This is a genomic window from Candidatus Binatia bacterium (assembly GCA_026415395.1).
In the GTDB taxonomy this organism is placed as follows: Bacteria; Desulfobacterota; Binatia; order HRBIN30; family HRBIN30; genus HRBIN30.
This window is the reverse complement of sequence record JAOAHD010000016.1, coordinates 197,187-214,126: the sequence shown is the minus strand read 5'-3', so window position 1 is coordinate 214,126 and position 16,940 is coordinate 197,187. Positions and strand designations below refer to the sequence as shown.

At 62.7% G+C, this 16,940-nt stretch carries 16 protein-coding genes; 5 read left to right on the top strand and 11 right to left on the bottom strand.

Annotated elements, in window-relative coordinates; all coding sequences use genetic code 11:
• Positions 1–18: 18 nt before the first annotated feature.
• The 6 genes from N3C12_12590 to N3C12_12565 form a co-directional block, all read right to left on the bottom strand.
• Entirely contained in the window at positions 19–1,515 is a 1,497-nt protein-coding gene (locus N3C12_12590) for a hypothetical protein (protein MCX8073271.1), read from the bottom strand.
• A gap of 147 nt (positions 1,516–1,662) precedes the next feature.
• Positions 1,663–2,664 (bottom strand): lysyl oxidase family protein, encoded by a 1,002-nt coding sequence (locus tag N3C12_12585; protein ID MCX8073270.1) that lies wholly within the window; start codon positions 2,662–2,664, stop codon positions 1,663–1,665.
• 319 nt (positions 2,665–2,983) lie between these two features.
• On the bottom strand, positions 2,984–3,235 hold the full coding sequence (locus tag N3C12_12580) for a hypothetical protein (GenBank protein ID MCX8073269.1): 252 nt from the start codon (positions 3,233–3,235) through the stop codon (positions 2,984–2,986).
• Positions 3,236–3,820: 585 nt separating this feature from the next.
• Positions 3,821–5,527 carry a dynamin family protein gene (locus N3C12_12575; GenBank protein ID MCX8073268.1) on the bottom strand — a complete coding sequence of 569 codons (1,707 nt, stop codon included), beginning with the start codon at positions 5,525–5,527 and terminating at the stop codon, positions 3,821–3,823.
• 19 nt (positions 5,528–5,546) lie between these two features.
• A complete protein-coding gene (locus N3C12_12570) occupies positions 5,547–6,716 on the bottom strand; it encodes an LLM class flavin-dependent oxidoreductase (protein MCX8073267.1) in 1,170 nt (389 codons plus the stop codon).
• A 3-nt stretch (positions 6,717–6,719) separates the two neighbouring features.
• Entirely contained in the window at positions 6,720–7,493 is a 774-nt protein-coding gene (locus N3C12_12565; GenBank protein ID MCX8073266.1) for an alpha/beta hydrolase, read from the bottom strand.
• Between the two features lie 284 nt (positions 7,494–7,777).
• Between N3C12_12565 and N3C12_12560 the strand changes: the two genes are divergently transcribed.
• Positions 7,778–8,242: a PaaI family thioesterase gene (locus tag N3C12_12560; GenBank protein MCX8073265.1), complete on the top strand. Its 465-nt coding sequence runs from the start codon at positions 7,778–7,780 to the stop codon at positions 8,240–8,242.
• 74 nt (positions 8,243–8,316) lie between these two features.
• Entirely contained in the window at positions 8,317–9,318 is a 1,002-nt protein-coding gene (locus N3C12_12555; protein ID MCX8073264.1) for a DUF4380 domain-containing protein, read from the top strand.
• Between the two features lie 6 nt (positions 9,319–9,324).
• Here N3C12_12555 and N3C12_12550 read toward each other — a convergent pair whose 3' ends face one another.
• From N3C12_12550 to N3C12_12530, 5 genes are all read right to left on the bottom strand, one after another.
• Complete coding sequence (locus tag N3C12_12550) at positions 9,325–10,281, bottom strand: sugar-binding protein (GenBank protein ID MCX8073263.1); 957 nt, start codon at positions 10,279–10,281, stop codon at positions 9,325–9,327.
• Positions 10,278–11,273 carry an ABC transporter permease gene (locus tag N3C12_12545; protein MCX8073262.1) on the bottom strand — a complete coding sequence of 332 codons (996 nt, stop codon included), beginning with the start codon at positions 11,271–11,273 and terminating at the stop codon, positions 10,278–10,280. Before N3C12_12545 ends, N3C12_12550 begins: the two co-directional genes overlap by 4 nt.
• Positions 11,270–12,703, bottom strand: coding sequence for a sugar ABC transporter ATP-binding protein (locus tag N3C12_12540; protein MCX8073261.1), 1,434 nt, complete (start codon positions 12,701–12,703; stop codon positions 11,270–11,272). Before N3C12_12540 ends, N3C12_12545 begins: the two co-directional genes overlap by 4 nt.
• Positions 12,704–12,881: 178 nt before the next feature.
• Entirely contained in the window at positions 12,882–14,513 is a 1,632-nt protein-coding gene (locus tag N3C12_12535; protein ID MCX8073260.1) for an alpha-amylase family glycosyl hydrolase, read from the bottom strand.
• Between the two features lie 19 nt (positions 14,514–14,532).
• Positions 14,533–14,802 carry a hypothetical protein gene (locus N3C12_12530; GenBank protein ID MCX8073259.1) on the bottom strand — a complete coding sequence of 90 codons (270 nt, stop codon included), beginning with the start codon at positions 14,800–14,802 and terminating at the stop codon, positions 14,533–14,535.
• Positions 14,803–14,832: 30 nt separating this feature from the next.
• Here N3C12_12530 and N3C12_12525 point away from each other — a divergent pair, with 30 nt between their 5' ends.
• From N3C12_12525 to N3C12_12515, 3 genes are read left to right on the top strand one after another with little or no spacing between them, the layout of a single operon-like run.
• Positions 14,833–15,177 (top strand): hypothetical protein, encoded by a 345-nt coding sequence (locus N3C12_12525; GenBank protein ID MCX8073258.1) that lies wholly within the window; start codon positions 14,833–14,835, stop codon positions 15,175–15,177.
• Between the two features lie 31 nt (positions 15,178–15,208).
• On the top strand, positions 15,209–15,619 hold the full coding sequence (locus N3C12_12520) for an outer membrane protein assembly factor BamE (protein MCX8073257.1): 411 nt from the start codon (positions 15,209–15,211) through the stop codon (positions 15,617–15,619).
• A 38-nt stretch (positions 15,620–15,657) separates the two neighbouring features.
• The gene (locus tag N3C12_12515) at positions 15,658–16,665 is read left to right on the top strand and encodes a hypothetical protein (GenBank protein MCX8073256.1); all 1,008 of its coding nucleotides are present in this window, start codon (positions 15,658–15,660) and stop codon (positions 16,663–16,665) included.
• The last annotated feature ends 275 nt before the right edge of the window (positions 16,666–16,940 follow it).

Here is a 16,940-nt window from a genome sequence, read left to right as displayed (position 1 = left end):
CTGCCGCGCGCGCCCTCTTCACGCTTCGCGGTAGCCTGGCGACCGCTTTCGCCAATGGTAGCGGCTGCGCGGTCTTCGCGTGCAGTCTCCACGCAGCCCGAAAGCGCATTGCGCACCGCGCGCACCAACTCCTCGATACTCACCAGCCCATCTTCGTTGCCGTCGGCTGCCTCGCAACTCCCCGCCTCCGCCTAGCCCAACGCCACCGCCACCCCGCGCAAGATCTCCTCCACCGTCACCACGCCAGCGCGCTCGCAGTCCCCCACGCAGGGCACCACCCGCAGTGTGTCCACCTCGCATTCCGGGCAACAACAGCAACGTATCGGGGGCGGAATAGGGTGCAGGTTGATCGCCTCCCCGCAGGCATCGGTTCGCTCGCAGGCGTCGTCCTCTCCGCAGCAGGACATCGGCCCACAACCCAGCGTGTACAAGCCTGGGCGGCTTTTGGGCGCGATCTTCACCCGGCAGCAAAGGGTAGCTCACCTCGGCGTCCGCCGGATCGCGCGGCCAGGGGATGTCGCCAGGGTAGGGCGGCTCCCAGGATCCCCCACCGTAAACTGTGTTGCCAAAGCCACTACACGACTCGCGGGAACCCGGCGGGTCACAGTTCAAGAGTCCTCCCCGGCCCCAAATACACGGCCAAGTGCCACGTTTCCGGCACTCGACGGACGAGAGCGTCAAGCCCGCTTGCTCGGCGTAAACCAGGAAGGAGCCGCCGAAAACCGCTTCATCATCCCGCTCAGGCACGTCCGGGGGGGGCTTGAAACCCACGCAAATGTGCGTGCTTTCCCCCGGAGCCACCTCCCGCTTCCCGAACGCCCGCCCGCTGGCATCCACCAGCTCCGTGCGTACACGCACCGGCGGAACGACATACGACCGCTCCGGGTCCATGGATAAACAAGGCATCTTTGGCTCCGCTTCCTTTGGCAGGAAGAGCACGCAAGCGAACAGCATCAGCCACCCAATGGTGGCCACCCTGCCCTTGCTCCGCACGCCATGGCGTTTCGTGTCTGTGTACCTCCACCGGTGGCGGGACCTTCGGCAGCAACTGCCACTGTAACCTCCCACCCAAAGTGTGCTGCGGCCAGCAAACGGCCAAAGCGACGTGCCCCGCACATCGCCCCCACGCGCGCGCTCCACGCGCAGGGGGTAGGCGCCGCGCTGGGCATTGGTCAAAATCGTAAGCCAGCACTGCACCACGATGCCATCGGCCAGCACGTCGGTGGGATCGTAGCTGGAGTCGACCACGTTCGGATCCACGACCAGCAGGCGCACGCGGTCGTACCCTGGCAACGGATGATCCGACGCGTAGGCAGCGCGGAAGCGGTGGGTAGTGGAAAAAGTCCCCACAAGGCTGCAGTCGCCCCTGCTCTCGGCGACGTTCAGCGCGGCCAGAGCTGCCTGTGGGAGGAGCAAGTCGAACTGCAAGCCTGCCGCCAGCCCTCGGCTTCCAGTGAGGTGAACGTCGAGGAGTACGCGTTGGCCAGGCGCACCCTCGACACCCGGAATCAACACGGCAAGGCCAGGTAGGGCCGGGGTGGGCGGAGTCGACGTAGGAGTGCGGGTGGGGCCAGCGGGTGTGACGCTGGGGGTGGGCGTGCGGGTCGGTGCTGTGGGCGTAGGTGTTGGTGTAACGCTGGCACAGGGTGTAACGGCTGCTCCTCAACCCTGGGAGCACTCCGCATCGGCGGGGCAAGTTCCACAAACACCTAAGCACGCGACGCTGTTCGGATCCTGAAGACTAAAGTAGTCCTTGCAACGCCCGCATGGGGAGAACTCGTCACCCGACTGGCACCTTCCGCCCGGTCCCGAGCAGGGGCAGCAATCGGGGCTTACGGATCTACAGTCAAGATTCTTGCAAGCCGATGCGCTCGCTCCGCATTGCCAACTGGAGGTTGTACGCACGCACGCTTGCGGGGTGGAAAACGTCACTGGTACGCGCACCACATTGTTTGTCCGATCCTCCTCTTCGATGGCCCCGTCCAAATTCGCTTCTGCTTCGAGCCGGTACGTGCCGGAAAGGCCAGTGGTTTCGATGAGCTGGCCGAACAGTCCACTGTCGTAGACGTCCGACCAGCCCCGCTGGATGCCCATGTGCACGAGCCCGTCGGCTTGAAGCTCGCAATCTGTGAAGCGCCTGTCAGGGGGGCCAATCTCGCGGTCGAACGTTTGGGTGTCTCGGATGCAAAAGCTCAGCTTCTCAGATTCCCGCACCACGCACGATTGCGGGCGGGAATTCACCCGGTCGCATACCCCTGGGGTCGGCTTCACCAGCCGAAAGCGCGGCCAGTTACGCAAGTGAAAGTGATTGTGTGCTGGGTGGTGTTCGATCGATGCAGGCGGCAAGGCGCGTCGGCGGAAACTGCTTTGCTCCTGGTCAAGGGCAATCCACTGCTCGACGCGGTCGTTGCTCGTATCGCAGTCCTCCACGTTGCTGCCTTCGAGGCGCAGGTCTCCCAGCCCCACGTTCGGGGTAGCGATACCGAGCCGAAGGACGCGGATGTCTCCCCAGCCGTCCGGCATGCCGACGCAGATGTGGCGGCGGTCGCTTACCATCTGTCGCTCGTCGACGATGATGTCGGGGAGGATCCCCTCCGGGGGGCGTTGTGCCTCGCGGGTACAGAGGCCACGCGTCGGTTGCCGCGCTGCGCAGCGTTCCAGCACGGCAAGCGGCAGTCGAGAAAGACATTTCGCGTTGAGTGAACTCTACCGGTCGGTAGAAGACCCGAGTCGAATAATCGGGCGGTCTTCGCACGCGCACACGTTCCCAACCCGGGGTCGGCGGTGGTGTCGCCGAAGTGCTCGGCAAACAAGGAGCGGCGCTTGGGTCGAAGGCGAGGGTCGGCGGCGGCAAACCAGGCCACATGAGTGGTGGGCTGCCGTACGCTGTCTGCGCCCAAAGTGCTGGCGCGGGCCTCGGCGTGCCGCTGTTCTTCGCTGGCCAATACCAGTCGGGGTGCTGCGCTCCTGGCGAAGCAAGTGGTCAGGGGTTTGCCTCTACGATCGCATCCACGAGGGGCAAGCGCGTGAGCGCGTCGACAATGGCTCCCCGCCAGCCAGCAGGGGAAACCACCCAACGCCAGCCCACGCCGCGGGCGGTGGCGCCGCGAATCAAGTCCTCCACACCGTAGTCCGAATTGCCATCTGCATCCACGGCTGGGCAGCGCACGGGGAGACCCTCATTGGAAGGTTCCAGTACATTGTTCAGCGCATAGCGCAGTTCGGCGAGGTCCACAGCTCCGTTGCCGTTGCAGTGAGCAGGGTAAGCTGGTGCGGCGAGAAGCCGCCCCCCCAAGGCAGAACGGCTACACACGGCAACACGACAGCCAAAAACATCCGCCCCGTCAGTCGGAGGTGCCGCGGCGGTGGCTTCACACTGCTTCGCTGCCTTTGCAGCCTGCAGGCGTGCACGGCTCCTCGGCACCAACCTGCGCCGGTTTGCGGAGTGGGCCAGTAAATCATTGCAGGACCCTTCTCGGCAACTCTCACCCCGTACCACCATCGATTAGGAAACGCAAGAAATCAGATTAGCTGCACTGCAACTAAAGGCAGGTGGCTCGAGAGGGCGAAGTACCCCTCCAGGTACCCCGCCACACGCCGGCCGTGCTGCAGCCTGCGGCGCCCGGTACGTACGGCACGGGGGACGTCACGTGACAACTATCATCCACCGCTGTTCGCCGTTCGCCCCCCGCGGCTCGCCTTCCTGCTCCAAGCGTTGCGCCCGCGATGGACGGAATTTGCTAGGGGCCTCCGGCGAAAGGGCGCGGCGTGGTAGGATCGAACTCGCGAGCAACCGGCTGGCGCAGCAGAGCAAGCGGGCTCACCGAGCTGCTTGCAGCAAATCGCGCGCTTGCTCGGCCAGACGCTCGATGTGTTCCACCTCGGCTTTTAACCCTGGAACCCCTTGGCGCAGCCGCTCGTATTCCTCTTCGTAAGCGTCGAGCTGCTTGGCCTCGCGCAGTTGTTCCACCCGCTCAGCAGTGCGTTCCGCAATCCGTCGCAAACGCTGCGCCGTAGTCGACTGCCCGGCCTGTACGGCCGCTTGCGCGCCGCTTTGTAGCCAGGCGGTCACAGCTTGCATTTCTTTCTTCAAGGTTTCCCGTTCGAAGCGAACGAGCCCAGGCAAGTACCACTGGTTCCACACAGCTCGGCGGAGGATCTTGAAGCTTCCGCTGTTGGCGCGGACGTTACGGTCCTCGGGGGCGAGGCGACCGACCTCGAGGGGCTGGCGCGCGCGAATGGAGAGCGACAGGTCAGCCCCAAACGCCGCAGTAGCCGTGACCAGTTCGTCGCGAATTTCTCGTGCGAGCGAGTGCATGTCGTTTACGAAGGCGCTGACCGCTGTGGCCACGGCCCGTTCGAGCTTCAGTAGATGACCATTGCGCATCCAGCGCCGTCGAGCGGCGTGAATTTCTTCGAGCAATCGAGCGCCTCGTTCGTGCGCCTGTTTGGCCCGGCGCTGCACCAGTTGCTGGATGCTGGCTTCGAATTGTGCTTCCCGCTTGCGTGCTTCGGCGAGTTCGTTTTCGCCCTCTTGTTGCACAGCACTCACAGCCGCACGGGCTTCGCGCACGTATTGCTCGACAGTTTGCAGCCGAAGTTCCAGTGCCGGCAAAACATCGGCAAACCAGCGAACGCCAGCCTTGGCTGCTTCGCGCAGCGCTGCAACATCGCGCGCATTCGAGGCGGCAAACTCGCGCAAGGCGGCAACGAATGTGTCGATTCCACTGCCGCGACGCGCCTCGGGGTCGTGGGCCCGCTCGAAGGCTGTGCGCGCATCGACGAGATGAAGCTCGTGCGTCATCCCGACATTGTCGGAAAGTTGGCGGGCAAAGTGGCGCCGCTCGGTTTCCGAGAGATCGATGCACCCGCGATCCAAATTCCACACGACGAAAAGCTTGCTGATTCTTCCGTCGAGTCGCTCCACTAGTTCGTGGGTGAAGCGGGTAAACAATCCAGGGTAGCGAACAACCAGCACAACCGCGTCCAGCGCCTGCAGGATCTCCTCCGTAACGGAATCGAAATGTCGCTCGCGGCTACCCATGCCCGGAGTGTCGAGCAAATCAACTTGTCCGCCGAGGGCGAGAAGGTCGAGCGGGGTTGTCACCCGCACCTCCGAGGCTTCGAAGGGGTGCGTGCGCATGAAGTTCTCGAGCTCTTCGATTGCTTGCAGCCGGTGTTCGTTGACCGACCAAGTGGTTTCTTGGCCGTAGGTAATGTGCACGGGCACGGAGGTCAGCGGGTCGAACGCGACGGGAGAGAGGGCACGACCAGCGATGGCATTGATCAGCGTGGATTTGCCGGCCTTGACTTCGCCGAACAAGGCGATGCGGATGCGCCGGCGGGCAAATTCGTCGAGCAACTGATCGAGCGTTTCCAATGCTGCCGGTGGCAGGTGCGCGGCCTCCTCGGCAACGAGATCCCGAGCCAGGTGCAAGCTTTCACGCAACGCTGTGGACAGGAGCCCACAGGCCCGCGCGACCAAAGCGGCGTCATGCATGCCAGCAGTTTCTGCCTCTTGTGTCATCGACTGAACTCCCATGCCACTACGTGCTCGACGGCGCAGCGCTAGGCGTCGAAGCTGCCTGGCGCAAGCGGGGCATGACTTCGGTGGCAAACAGTTCCATGCTGCGCCAGGCCTTGTCTTTCGGCATGTCGCCGGTGCGCCCGCTGAAGATAAAGATGCCTACCCCGAGCTCCTCGTGCACGGCGCGCAGCCGTTCCAAAACCGTGGCCGGGCTACCGGCGAGCACGTACCCGTGGTCTAACAACTCTTTGTACGAAAGCTCCGCCGGCAATCGGATCCCTGCAGCCAAAAACTTGCGTAACGATTCCTCGGTAATGTAGCCCGGGGGCAAGAGGAAATTCGGCGGGATTTTGAGCCCCCGCCGAAACAACCAAAGGAAGTGCGGCTCGGCCTCGGCCACCGCGCGCGCGTCGCTTTCGGCAACGTAAATCGGCAGGGCAAACCCGATCTGCTCGGGTGGGGCCTCGTAGCCACAGGCGCGAGCGGCCTCTTTGTACTCCTCGATCCAACGCTTGGTGAGCGCGTAGGAATTAAACACGCTGACGAAGGGGTAGCGATGCTCTGCGCCCCAACGAATCGTTTCTGTGCTGCCCTGAGACGGCAGCCAAATCGGCGGGTGAGGCTGCTGCAGTGGGCGAGGCCACACATTCACGTAACGGAAGCGATAATGTTTGCCCTCGAAGGCAAATGGACCGGGCTCGGTCCACGCCCGTACGATCAAATCGTGCGCCTCGTAAAAGCGCTCGCGCGAGAAGGTGGGATTGACGCCGAGCGACACATACTCGCAGCCAATGCCGCGCACGAAACCGGAGATGATGCGGCCCCCGGAAAGAACATCCAACATCGCAACCTCTTCGGCAACCCGCAGAGGGTGGTCGTGCAGGGGCAATGCGTTTCCGAGGATGGCGATTTTCGCGCGGTGCGTGCGCCGCACCAGAGCGGCGGCCATCAGGTTCGGAGAGGGCATAGTGCCGTACGCGTTTTGGTGGTGTTCGTTGACGGCCAGACCGTCGAAGCCGAGTTCTTCGGCACGCTCTAGTTCGTCGAGATACTCGTTGTAAAGCGTGTGGCCTTCTTGCGGGTCGTAGTAGCGGTTCGACAACGTCACCCACGCACTCGGCTCGCTACGGTCGAAGTGAGCAGGCAAACGGGGCCACGGCATGAGGTGAAAGTAGAAAAATTGCAACACGGCCTACCTCTGCAGGAACGGTAACACGTGCCCGATGAACTCTGACTGACATTCGAGTGGCGGGAGGTGTCCGCAGCGGGGCAAGAGCACAAGCTCGGCTGTGGGAATCGACGCAGCAAAGGCCCGCGCGTGCGCAGGCGAAAGGAAGCGGTCCTCCGCGCCCCAGACGACCAGGGTAGGGCAGCGAATGCGCCTGAGCCGCCGTTCGAGCTTGGGATTGTACCAGTAAGGATTCCAGCTCACGCGCGCGAGCGTCGTAGCTTCACGGTAGGTCCGCAAAATCAGCTCCGTGCCAGGCTCCGTGGGCATGAGTTGCAACCAGCGGTCGGGAGCAAAAAAGAGGTGTTGCAGCGTTTCTTCGAAGGGCTGCGCGAAGAGGTCGAAGCGGCTCTCCCCTTCGACCTTGAGCCCGCCCGCGCCGACTAGAACGAGGTGGCTCACCCGTTCAGGAAACAGCGAGGCAAATTCGGCAGCGATCCAGCCGCCGAACGAAAGACCTAGCATCCGCACTCGCTCCCAGCCGCAGGCCCGAAGGAAATCCGCGTAAAAAATCGCGAAGTCGTCGATGCGGTCTAACCATTCGGGGCGCGGAGTTTTGCCAAAGCCGGGATGGTCGGGCGCCAAGACGTGGAAGTGCTGGGCCAGATCGTCGTGGTAGGGGAACCAACGGCCTGAGGCAAATTCTGAGTGAAGAACTAACAGCGGCTCGCCGCGACCCCCTCGCAAGAGGTGGACCTCGATGTCGTCCACCCGGATCGTGTCGCTTCGGCACGGCATTGCACGCTTATTAAGGACGATGCGGCAAACGGTGCAAGATGCGGGCGGTGCACCGGTGGCTGTCTGTGTGCCGGAAAATTAGAAGAGCGGATTTGCGCTGGCCGTGACCGCCGTTCCAGCGATGGCGCTGCGGTGGAAACCTGGCGTGGTTCGTACTGCCATGTCGGAACTGCGCTCTGCGTTGAGTGGAATCCCCGTCGGGGTCCAGGCCCACCGAGCCTTCTCGCTTCTAAACGCGACTTGGAGTAGGAAGCCGACCATCGCTGAGGTTCGGAGCGTTCACCGTGGCACAAGAAACAAGATTCGGACAATACAATCCGCGGATTGCGGAGATGATGATCCAGGCGAATGCAGCAGCAACAGGACTGCCACAGTTCTTGGGCGTGCAGTTCGTCGAATTTCGGCCCGGTTATCTGCGCGCAGAAATGCAGGTCCGTAGCGAACTCATTACCCCCATGGGAACGATGCACGGTGGGGTCATGGCTGCACTCATCGACCACGTGCTCGGCTGTGTTCTTTACCCGCTGATGAAGCCCGGCCAGTGGGCAGCGACCACGGAATTCAAGCTCAATTACCTGGCGGCGGTGAAAGGCGGCAAGCTCGTGGCTGAGTCACGCGTACTTGCCATGACCAAACGGACGGCAGTGGTGCAAGTGGAAGTTAAGAATGACGATACTCTCGCGGCCGTTGCCCAGGGGACGCTCTTGATTGTCGATCCTCCAGCGAAGGGAGACAAAGCCGTGGGGTGAATCTCCACGCCGCTGTCGTGCGGCTCGGGCGTGCGCGTGGTTGGGCAAGGGTGGGGCTATGTTTGCAGGTGGGTGTGAGTGCCCTCTTGTGGGCATCCTTGGTGGGGAAAGCGCTCGGTAGCGAGGCGCGCGTGACCATTGAAAAAGAAACCTTCCTCGGCTGGCCCAACACCTATGTGCTGCGGAATGGCGCAGTCGAGGTGCGGGTAGTGACCGACGTTGGTCCTCGCATTATGGCGGTGGCGAGCCGCGGCGGGCCGAATTTGTTTTACGTGCGGGAAAGCGAAGCCGGGTGGAGCGGCGAGACGGAGTGGGTCTTCCGCGGGGGATGGCGTTTGTGGGTTGCGCCAGAACGGCGCGAGACCACATACGATCCCGACAATGCGCCGTGTAAGGTGGAACTGCGTGACGATCGCACGCTGGTCGTCATGGGTCCGCCGCAACCGCGCGCCGGCATCCAGAAAATTGTCGAGGTTCGTCTCGATCCGGAACAGCCGCGCATTCGGCTGAAAAGCCGCATCCGCAATCTCTTCGAGCGCCCAGTAGAGTACGCCCCCTGGAGCTTGGCGGTCATGCGCCCTGGTGGACGCGCACTCATCCCGGTAGACCGTGGCCCGCTGGACGCCTTCGATGCCGTGCGCCGGTACATCTTGTGGAGCTACGCGCGCATCGATGACCCGCGGTACCGCTGGGGTAATGAACTGGTGCAGGTAGATCAGCGGCAGGTTCGCGCGGGCGCGGCGTGGCCGCGAGCCCAACGGCGGCAGGATGAGAGCAAAATTGCCACCGATTCGCAGCAAGGCTGGGCAGCGTATGCATGGAACGACACCGTTTTCCTCAAACGGTTTGCCTATGTTCCTGGCGCGAAATACCCCGACGGTGGCGCGACCATCGAAGTATACTCGAGCGCAGAATTCCTCGAACTCGAGCACCTCGGCCCACTCGCCACGATTGCGCCTGGCGAGGAGGTGATCATGCCCGAGGACTGGTGGGTCATCACTGGCCTGCGGGTGCCTGAAGAGGAAGCTGCGGCGCTGGCGGCGCTGCGCCCTTGGCTGGAACGGAGCGCTTGGTGAGCGAGGCTACAGCTCGTCTCCCGCTTCCCACCGCGCCCATTGGCGCAAGTAGTCATCCAGGTTCTCGGCGGTGACAATGTCGATCCCGGAGTGCTGGAGCGGCTGATCGAGGCGCTCGCCTTGGCGCAGGCGGTAAAGAAGGCGCACGGATTCCCTCCCCCAGCCAAAATACTTTTGGCCAATCAGCAGGTGAACCTTTCCAGCACGGATGAGGTCTGGAGCTGGGGGAATCGTGTCGAACGCCACGACTTTTGTTCGGGTGGTGTCCACCGGATCGAGCGCATTGCGAAGGAACACCGGCCAACCGCCGACCGAGAGCCAGCCGGCGAGGTCAGGGTATCGTTGCGTGCCCGTGGCGATAACTTCGCTAACGCGCACGGCATCGTCGCGAATGTCGAACACCTCGACGACCTCGATTCCCGGGTAGCGAGCGAGCGCTTGCCGCGCGCCATCTAGCCGCTTTTGCAGGTTGTCTGCACCCAATGCAGTGATCAGCGCTACCTTCCCGCGTCCGTCGAGTAACTTAGCCAGGCCCTCGCCGAGGGCGCGGCCCGCTTCCAAGTCGTTCACGCCGTAAAACGCTTGCCGCTTGCTTTTCGGGGCATCCGAGTCCCAGGTGACCACCGGGATCCCCGCGTCCACTGCACGATCGATGGCGTCCGCCAGCAAGTCGCCATTGAGGCAGGAGATGGCAATGCCGTCGACCCGTTGCGCGATGAAAGATTCCAAGATCTCTTTTTGCCGGATCTCGTCGGTGGTTTCGGGTCCCTTCCACAAAATGTCGACGTTGCCGATACGCTTCGCTTCCCGCTCCGCACCGATCCGGGCGTAGCGGAAGACGGGAATGTGGAGCGCTTTGGGAATAAAGGCAAAGCGTAAGCGGGCCGACGGAGTGGGTTCACTTCGGCTACACGCCATAGCCGAAATCCCGAGGAGCACCGCAACGTATACGCCGAGCTTCATAGAGCCCTTCCTTCTCGTATGGATTGCCGGGTAGCAAGCCGATCGAGCACAACGACGACGAGGACCGCGATGCCGAGAATCAAGCGGTCGGCAAACGTGCCGCCCGGGAACTGCGTCAGCGCGTTGCGCAGCACCCCGAAGATAAGCGCGCCGAACACCGCGCCGACAACGGAGGCACGTCCGCCGCTCAACGAAGCGCCGCCGATCACAGCAGCAGCAATCATATCGAGCTCATAGCCCATGGCGAGATCCGCTTTCCCTTGGCCTTGCACGAACGCGAGGAGCACGCCGGCAAGGGCGGCAAGAAAACCTCCGCAGGTGTACACGAAGGTTTGCACGCGGGCGACGCGTATCCCCGCATAATGCGCGGCCACCGGATTGCTGCCCACCGCCAGGATGTGGCGGCCGAGGGCCGTGCGGGTGAGAAGTAGGTGGAAAACCACAGTGCACAACAGGATCAGCGTTGCTGGCCACCAACTGAGCGGCACGCCGAGCGGAGCAAAGTTCGGTGGGAGATGCGCGGAGAGATCGTAAAAGCGACCTTCGGTGAGCAAAAACGCGCTGCCGCGGGCGACTCCCATAATTCCCAAAGTGGCAACAAAAGGCGGCAGGCGCAGTGCAGCAATCAGGCCGGCGGCGAGCACTCCCAGCACCGTGCCGACAGCAAGGCTGGCGAACGCTGCTGTGACCCACCACCAACGGGCTTCGGCAAGCAGATGGCCAGCGACCACGGAAGCCAAGGCCATGACTGCCCCGGGTGCAAGGTCGATTCCGCCGGAGCCGATGATCAGCGCGGCGGCGATGGCGCCGAGGCTGAACACTGCAGAATATTTGAGCACGAGGGCGAAGTTCTCCGCGTTGGCAAATGGGTGAGGGCGACCATCGCTCGGGGCTAAAAGCCAGGTGAAGAGGAGAACTTCTAAAACAAGGAGCGCAGCCGCACTCCAGCCCGGAATGAGCCCAAATTGCCCGAGGCGTCTCCAACTCTTCATGGCAGAAGTACCCGGCTCCCTCCGCTCGCTCCGGTGATGAGCGCAACTAACTCTGCTTCATTGAGCGAAGAGCTGAGGCGGTCGGCGATCAGCCGGCCTCGATACAGCGCAAGCACGCGATGGCTGTGTTCCAACAGTTCCTGCGCGTCGCTGGACGCCCACAGAACGCCGCAACCTTCTCGGGCGAGGCTTTGCAGCAGCGCATAAATGTCCGCTTTAGTCGCCACGTCGACTCCCGTGGTTGGTTCGTCCAGCAGCAACAACCGAGGCTGTCGTCGCAGAGCACGCGCCAGCAGCACTTTTTGTTGGTTGCCGCCGGAAAGCGACGATAGCGGGGCATCTGGCCCCGCGCTGCGAATGCGCAGGCGGTCGAGCCACGGGCGCAAGAGCTCTCGCTCACGGCGGTGGTGCAACCAGGAATGTGGCGCGGGCACGAACACATTCTCGCGCAGCGATAGAGAGGGCAAGAGCCCTTTGCGCAGCCGATCTTCGGGAACAAATGCACTGGGTTCTACGCGGAAAAACCTCGTTGCCGTAAACGGGCGTAAGCCAGCCAGCGCTTCGAGGAGCGTGGAGCGCCCCGAGCCCGAAAGGCCGGCCAGCCCGACAATTTCGCCCTCTTGCAGAGTAAAGGAAACTCCATGGACCTGTCCGCTGCTCAACTCAGCTACCTGCAAACAGAGCGTTCCCTGCGGAGGGCTCGGCAAACTTGGCTGCACTTTGCCGCTGCCTGCCATCAGTTTTAGGAGGTGGTCGGGTGGGAACGAGGGCTGGGGTCCGCTGGCGACAACTTGGCCGTCGCGCATCACGGTGACCCAGTCGGCGAGAGATTGAATTTCGGCCAGCCGATGGGTGACGAACACCACTGCCGCCCCTGAGGCACGCATCGTGGTAAGATACTCGAACAGCACAGCGGTGTCGGCCAGGGAAAGCGTGGCGGTGGGCTCGTCGAGAAGCAGGAGATCCGGCTTCATGCTGGCAGCACGGAGGATTTGCACCCATTTGAGTTGAGGAGCAGATAGGGTGGCGAGCGGGGCGTCGGCGCTAAGGGTAAGGCGAAAGCGGCGGAGCCACTCCGAGGCAGAGGCCCGTTGCCGGTCGCGATCGAGAGAATGCCAGCGAGTCTTCATCTCGTGTCCGAGAAAAAGCCAATCGGCGACGGTGAGCGTCCAGGGCATCTCCAACTCCTGGGGCACGAAGGCCACGCGGATGCCCTGGCGCGCACGCACCGCGCCGGTGTTCGGCCTCACGAGACCCGCGAACACCTTGAGAAGGGTGGATTTCCCCGCGCCGTTCTCGCCGAGCAAGGCGTGGACTTCCGCGCTGCGTAGCGTGAGGCTCACAGCGTCGACTGCTCGCGTGTCGCCGAAGCGCACGGAGACGTTATGCAGTTCGGCAATGGTGTCCGGCGGTCGAGCGGCGATGGGCACGGTGGCCCCTTGTTGCCGGAATTGCCCCACGGAGGCAATTGCCTGTTCGACTTCGAGGCCGGTGAGAGGAGCCAGCTGTTGGGGCCGAAGTCAGACGGCGCTACGCCGGACCACTGGGGAGCAACGCAAGGAGTGACTCACGAAGGCGCGCTGGTAGCGTGGTGGAGGAAGCAATTCGTCAACGGCTGGCGGTCGACCCACCTCGTTTGAGTTCCACCACAATTCCCTCGTTGGCATCGAGCTCCCACTGTTGCTTAGGGCCTGCGTCCCGTCGTTGGGGAGAGGTAGAGAGCCACAGCGTGCCCGCGTGCGGCAAAGTCAGCGCTGTCGGCTGAGTTCCGAAATTCAAGACCACCACGAGGGTTTGCTCCGCATGGGCCCGTTCGTAGGCAAAGACATGTTCCGGCGCATCCAGCGTGGAGTAGCTACCTCGCTGCAGGGCCGGGCTTTGCTTTCGTTTCCAAATGAGTTTGCGGTAAAAACTCAACAGCGAAGCAGGGTCATGGCGTTGCTTCTCGACATTGCAGTCGGCGAAGTCCGAGGCCACGGGGAGCCACGGTTCGACGCTCGAAAAGCCAGCGTAGGCGGCACCGCTCCACTGCATGGGTGTGCGTTCGGGATCGCGGCCGAGACCGGGAAACCGCTGGCCCACCGGGTCGCAGATGCGCTCCGGCGGAATCGGCACGTCGCGCATGCCGATTTCCTCGCCGTAATAAATAAACGGCGTCCCGCGCAATGTGAGCAGCATGAGAGCGGCAACGCGGGCACGTGCATCGCCGTACTCAGGATGGTCGAAGCGGGTACGATGCCGGGGGGCGTCGTGGCTCGAGAGCACGTAGGTCGGCTGCGCGCCGCGGGGCAGCAGCGCTTCCATGGTTTCCACTTCGTGGCGAAAACTCCCAGCGTCCCAAGGGCTCCACAAAAAGCGGAAGTTAAACGCAAGGTGGAGTTCGTCCTGGCCGCTGCCGTAGTAGCGGGCGATGCGTTGCGCATCGAACAAATACACCTCACCGACCATCATCCGGCTGCCGTAGCGGTCGAGCAACTGTCGCCAGCGGCGAATGATGTCGTGCACTTCCGGCTGATCTTCGTCGTACAGGTGCACCTGACCGCCGAAGTGGTAAACTGGGTGCTCTTCTTCCGGTGGAGGCTTGGGGTTGTCGCGCAGCGCTGCATCCTTGACGAGCTTGTGAATCACGTCGATACGAAAACCATCCACGCCGCGGTCGAGCCAAAAACGCAACACATCCTCCATGGCGCTGACGACTTCCGGGTTACGCCAATTGAGGTCGGGCTGCTCAGGAAGAAACGAATGCAAGTAGTATTGCCCGGTGGCTGGCTCGAGGGTCCACGCCGGCCCCCCGAAGGAGCTCACCCAATTGTTCGGTGGGCTACCGTCAGGCTTGGGGTCGCGCCAAACGTACCACGAACGCTTTGGGTTCGTGCGGCTGCGGCGCGATTCGAGAAACCAGGGATGCTCGGATGACGTATGGTTCGGTACGAAGTCGAGGATGATGCGGATGTTGCGGCGATGGGCCTCCTCGACGAGTCGATCGAACGTCCGGAGGTCTCCGAACAGCGGATGCACCTCGCAGTAGTTGGCAACGTCGTAGCCGAAATCGCGCATTGGCGATGGATAAATGGGCGTAAGCCACAGGGCGTCGACCCCGAGCGAACTTGGCGTCCCATCGTTGAGGTAGTCGAGGTGCTGGAGGATGCCTTCGAGGTCACCGACGCCGTCGCCGTTGGAGTCTTGGAAACTGCGGACGTAAATTTCGTAGAAGACGCCAGTGCGCCACCACTCTGCCATCGGGCACCTCTTTAGGCGCTCAAGCAGCGTCGTCGAGCAACACTGCGTTCGGTGAGCTCAAACGTCCGAGTTCCCACTCGGCGCGGCCTTGATAGGCGTGGGCGCCTTCCAAATCCGCAATGGGCCAAACCGCATCCGCATGATGGTGCTCGCTGGCGCAGCGCGGGTCGCCGCACTCGACTTGCGTAACGAGCACAGCGTCATCGCCGACCATGCGGACCACGCGGCCATACAGCGGATATGGGGCAAACCGCGGGCGGCACACGAGAGTTCCTGGTTCAACGCGCATGGCCGCTTAGCTACTTGCCGCGCTCGCCGGATGCAACAGGAGCTGCCCAGCTTAGTGATCGCGGGCTGGCGGTTGGAGCGGGCGAGCAAGATCCGTCGGGTCGGCGTTTCCGTGAGCGCTGCTTCGGCGGGGCTTTGCCGAAATGGGAAGAAAGGATTTGCCATCGCCAAGAGATTGTGGCAGGGGGAAACGCAACGAAGCATTTTGTGGCAGGGGACAATGACGATTCGCAATGGCTCCCTAGGGCAACCGCTTGTTTGGGCACGCGTGCGCGGTACGCACGAGGGCGAGGCGTCGGCGAAGCGGACTTTGGCGAGCGCCGCTGCGGTTTTGCTTCTCGGGCGCCGGGGAGGAGCCGCTGCGTTGCTGCGGTGAGAGAAGGCGAACTGTATTCGGGAGCGAAGAGGTGTTGTTGCGAAGTTCGGCCGTGTCCGGGGTTGTGATAGGGTTCGTGTTTTTCCTCAGTGTGGGCGGCTGTGTTTATCGCCGGGAAGAGCCGGTTGGTGAGCATGAGTTGACCCTCGGCAGGGTGCAGAAGGAGATCCACGTGGGCTTGTCGCAAGCCGATGTGGCCGAGCGATTGGGTTCGCCGAACATCGTGACGCGCGATGCGACTGGGCAAGAAACTTGGATCTACGACAAGATGGCCGCGGAGGCCTCGTATTCGAGAAGCGGCGTCTTCGGAACCGTGTTGCTGGTAACTGTAGGTGGGGCTTCCGGAAGCGTGCGCACGTCGCAAAGAACGCTGACCGTAGTCATCAAGTTCGACGATTCGGGGCGAGTCGAGTCGTTTTCGTACCATGCGAGCAGGTTTTGAGCGGGAGAGGCAACTTCGCCAGAAGATGTGCGCTATCGATGGTGGTGGGTCGAATCGAGACTAGGCAGTTCTTTGCACTGGTGCTTGGTATGGGGGCTCTGATCCTCGGGGCGCTGGTCTATCTTGAGTTTCGGGGTCTCGGTAGTCTCTTTCTCTTTGCTTCCGCAGCCCCAGGGATTTCGGCCGCGGCCGCCTGGGCAGCGGGGAGCGCAGCCGCACTAGCAGGCGTCCTGCCAAGTGCGCTGTATACCTTTGCATTCACGCTCTTCACTGCGGCGGCGATTGAGGGCCCATTCGCTGGATTGTTAGCAGCTAGCCTGTGGCTTGTGCTCGGTAGCCTGGGCGAATTCGCGCAGGCGGGAGGTGCTTGCCCAGACTGGCTGCGAGGCGCCAATGGAGCGGCTGCCAGGTTGTGGTGCGCCTACGTAGCGAACGGCACGTTCGACTGGTGGGACCTCATAGGGGGTTGGGCCGGTGTCGGTGTGGCGTATCTTTGCTGGATGCTTCCGCGCCGAAGGAGCGAGTCCGTTGGAGGAGTGCCCGGCAGGCTTCGCCCGGTGGCCTTCCTCGGCGTTCTCTGCAGCGGAGTCGTGTTTATGGTCGGCAGTGCCGCCGCACCGCCGATGAGCCAGTTGCAAATCCGCGAGCTGCAAACCCGCTCGTATCCCACCAAGGACACCAAGATGGTGCTCAAGGCGCTCCTCGCGGTATTCCAGGATGAGGGGTTCATCGTAAAACACGCCGATCGCGAATTAGGGCTTGTGAGTGCGACCAAAGAGGTTGACGTCGAAAGCCCGCTAGCGTTGTTGCTGGCGCTCGGGGCCGACGGATCAGAGGCCAGATGGGCGAAGGTCACAGTGATCGAGTGCTCGGCCACAGTCAGCGAGTTCGGCGAGGAAACCAAGGTGCGGCTGAACTGCCAGACCAAGACCTTCAACAACCGTGGCGAAGTCATGGAGGTGCACACGATTGTCGTGCCTGAATACTACCAGCAGTTCTTCTCCAAGGTGGATAAAGGCCTCTTCCTGGAGAAGGAGCAGCTCTGACCCCCTCGAGGAGGAGTCACGTGGCATGTGGCACGTGTCGAACTCCCCGAGGCTGCTGGTCATGGCTGAGCGGTTAGCCGAGGCGAGCCACCCTGCGGGTGCGTCACATTCGCGCTGCAGGTAAAACTCGCGTCCGGCGAAAACAGACACACCGCGATCGTGTGAAGTCGTTGCGATTCCAGCTAGCCTGCAAACCGGGGCGTCGCACGCTTTGCGGAGTCCTTCGCTTGATTTCCTTAAAATGCCGATTAGTTGCCGCGGACGATTGTGCAAAA

Bases quoted from the DNA above. Each gene is read 5' to 3' on its own strand.
- N3C12_12545 (MCX8073262.1), bottom strand. From the start codon at position 11,273: ATGAAGAGTTGGAGACGCCTCGGGCAATTTGGGCTCATTCCGGGCTGG.
- N3C12_12575 (MCX8073268.1), bottom strand. From the start codon at position 5,527: ATGACACAAGAGGCAGAAACTGCTGGCATGCATGACGCCGCTTTGGTC.
- N3C12_12525 (MCX8073258.1), top strand. From the start codon at position 14,833: ATGCAACAGGAGCTGCCCAGCTTAGTGATCGCGGGCTGGCGGTTGGAG.
- N3C12_12530 (MCX8073259.1), bottom strand. From the start codon at position 14,802: ATGCGCGTTGAACCAGGAACTCTCGTGTGCCGCCCGCGGTTTGCCCCA.
- N3C12_12550 (MCX8073263.1), bottom strand. From the start codon at position 10,281: ATGAAGCTCGGCGTATACGTTGCGGTGCTCCTCGGGATTTCGGCTATG.
- N3C12_12565 (MCX8073266.1), bottom strand. From the start codon at position 7,493: ATGCCGTGCCGAAGCGACACGATCCGGGTGGACGACATCGAGGTCCAC.
- N3C12_12515 (MCX8073256.1), top strand. From the start codon at position 15,658: ATGGTGGTGGGTCGAATCGAGACTAGGCAGTTCTTTGCACTGGTGCTT.
- N3C12_12535 (MCX8073260.1), bottom strand. From the start codon at position 14,513: ATGGCAGAGTGGTGGCGCACTGGCGTCTTCTACGAAATTTACGTCCGC.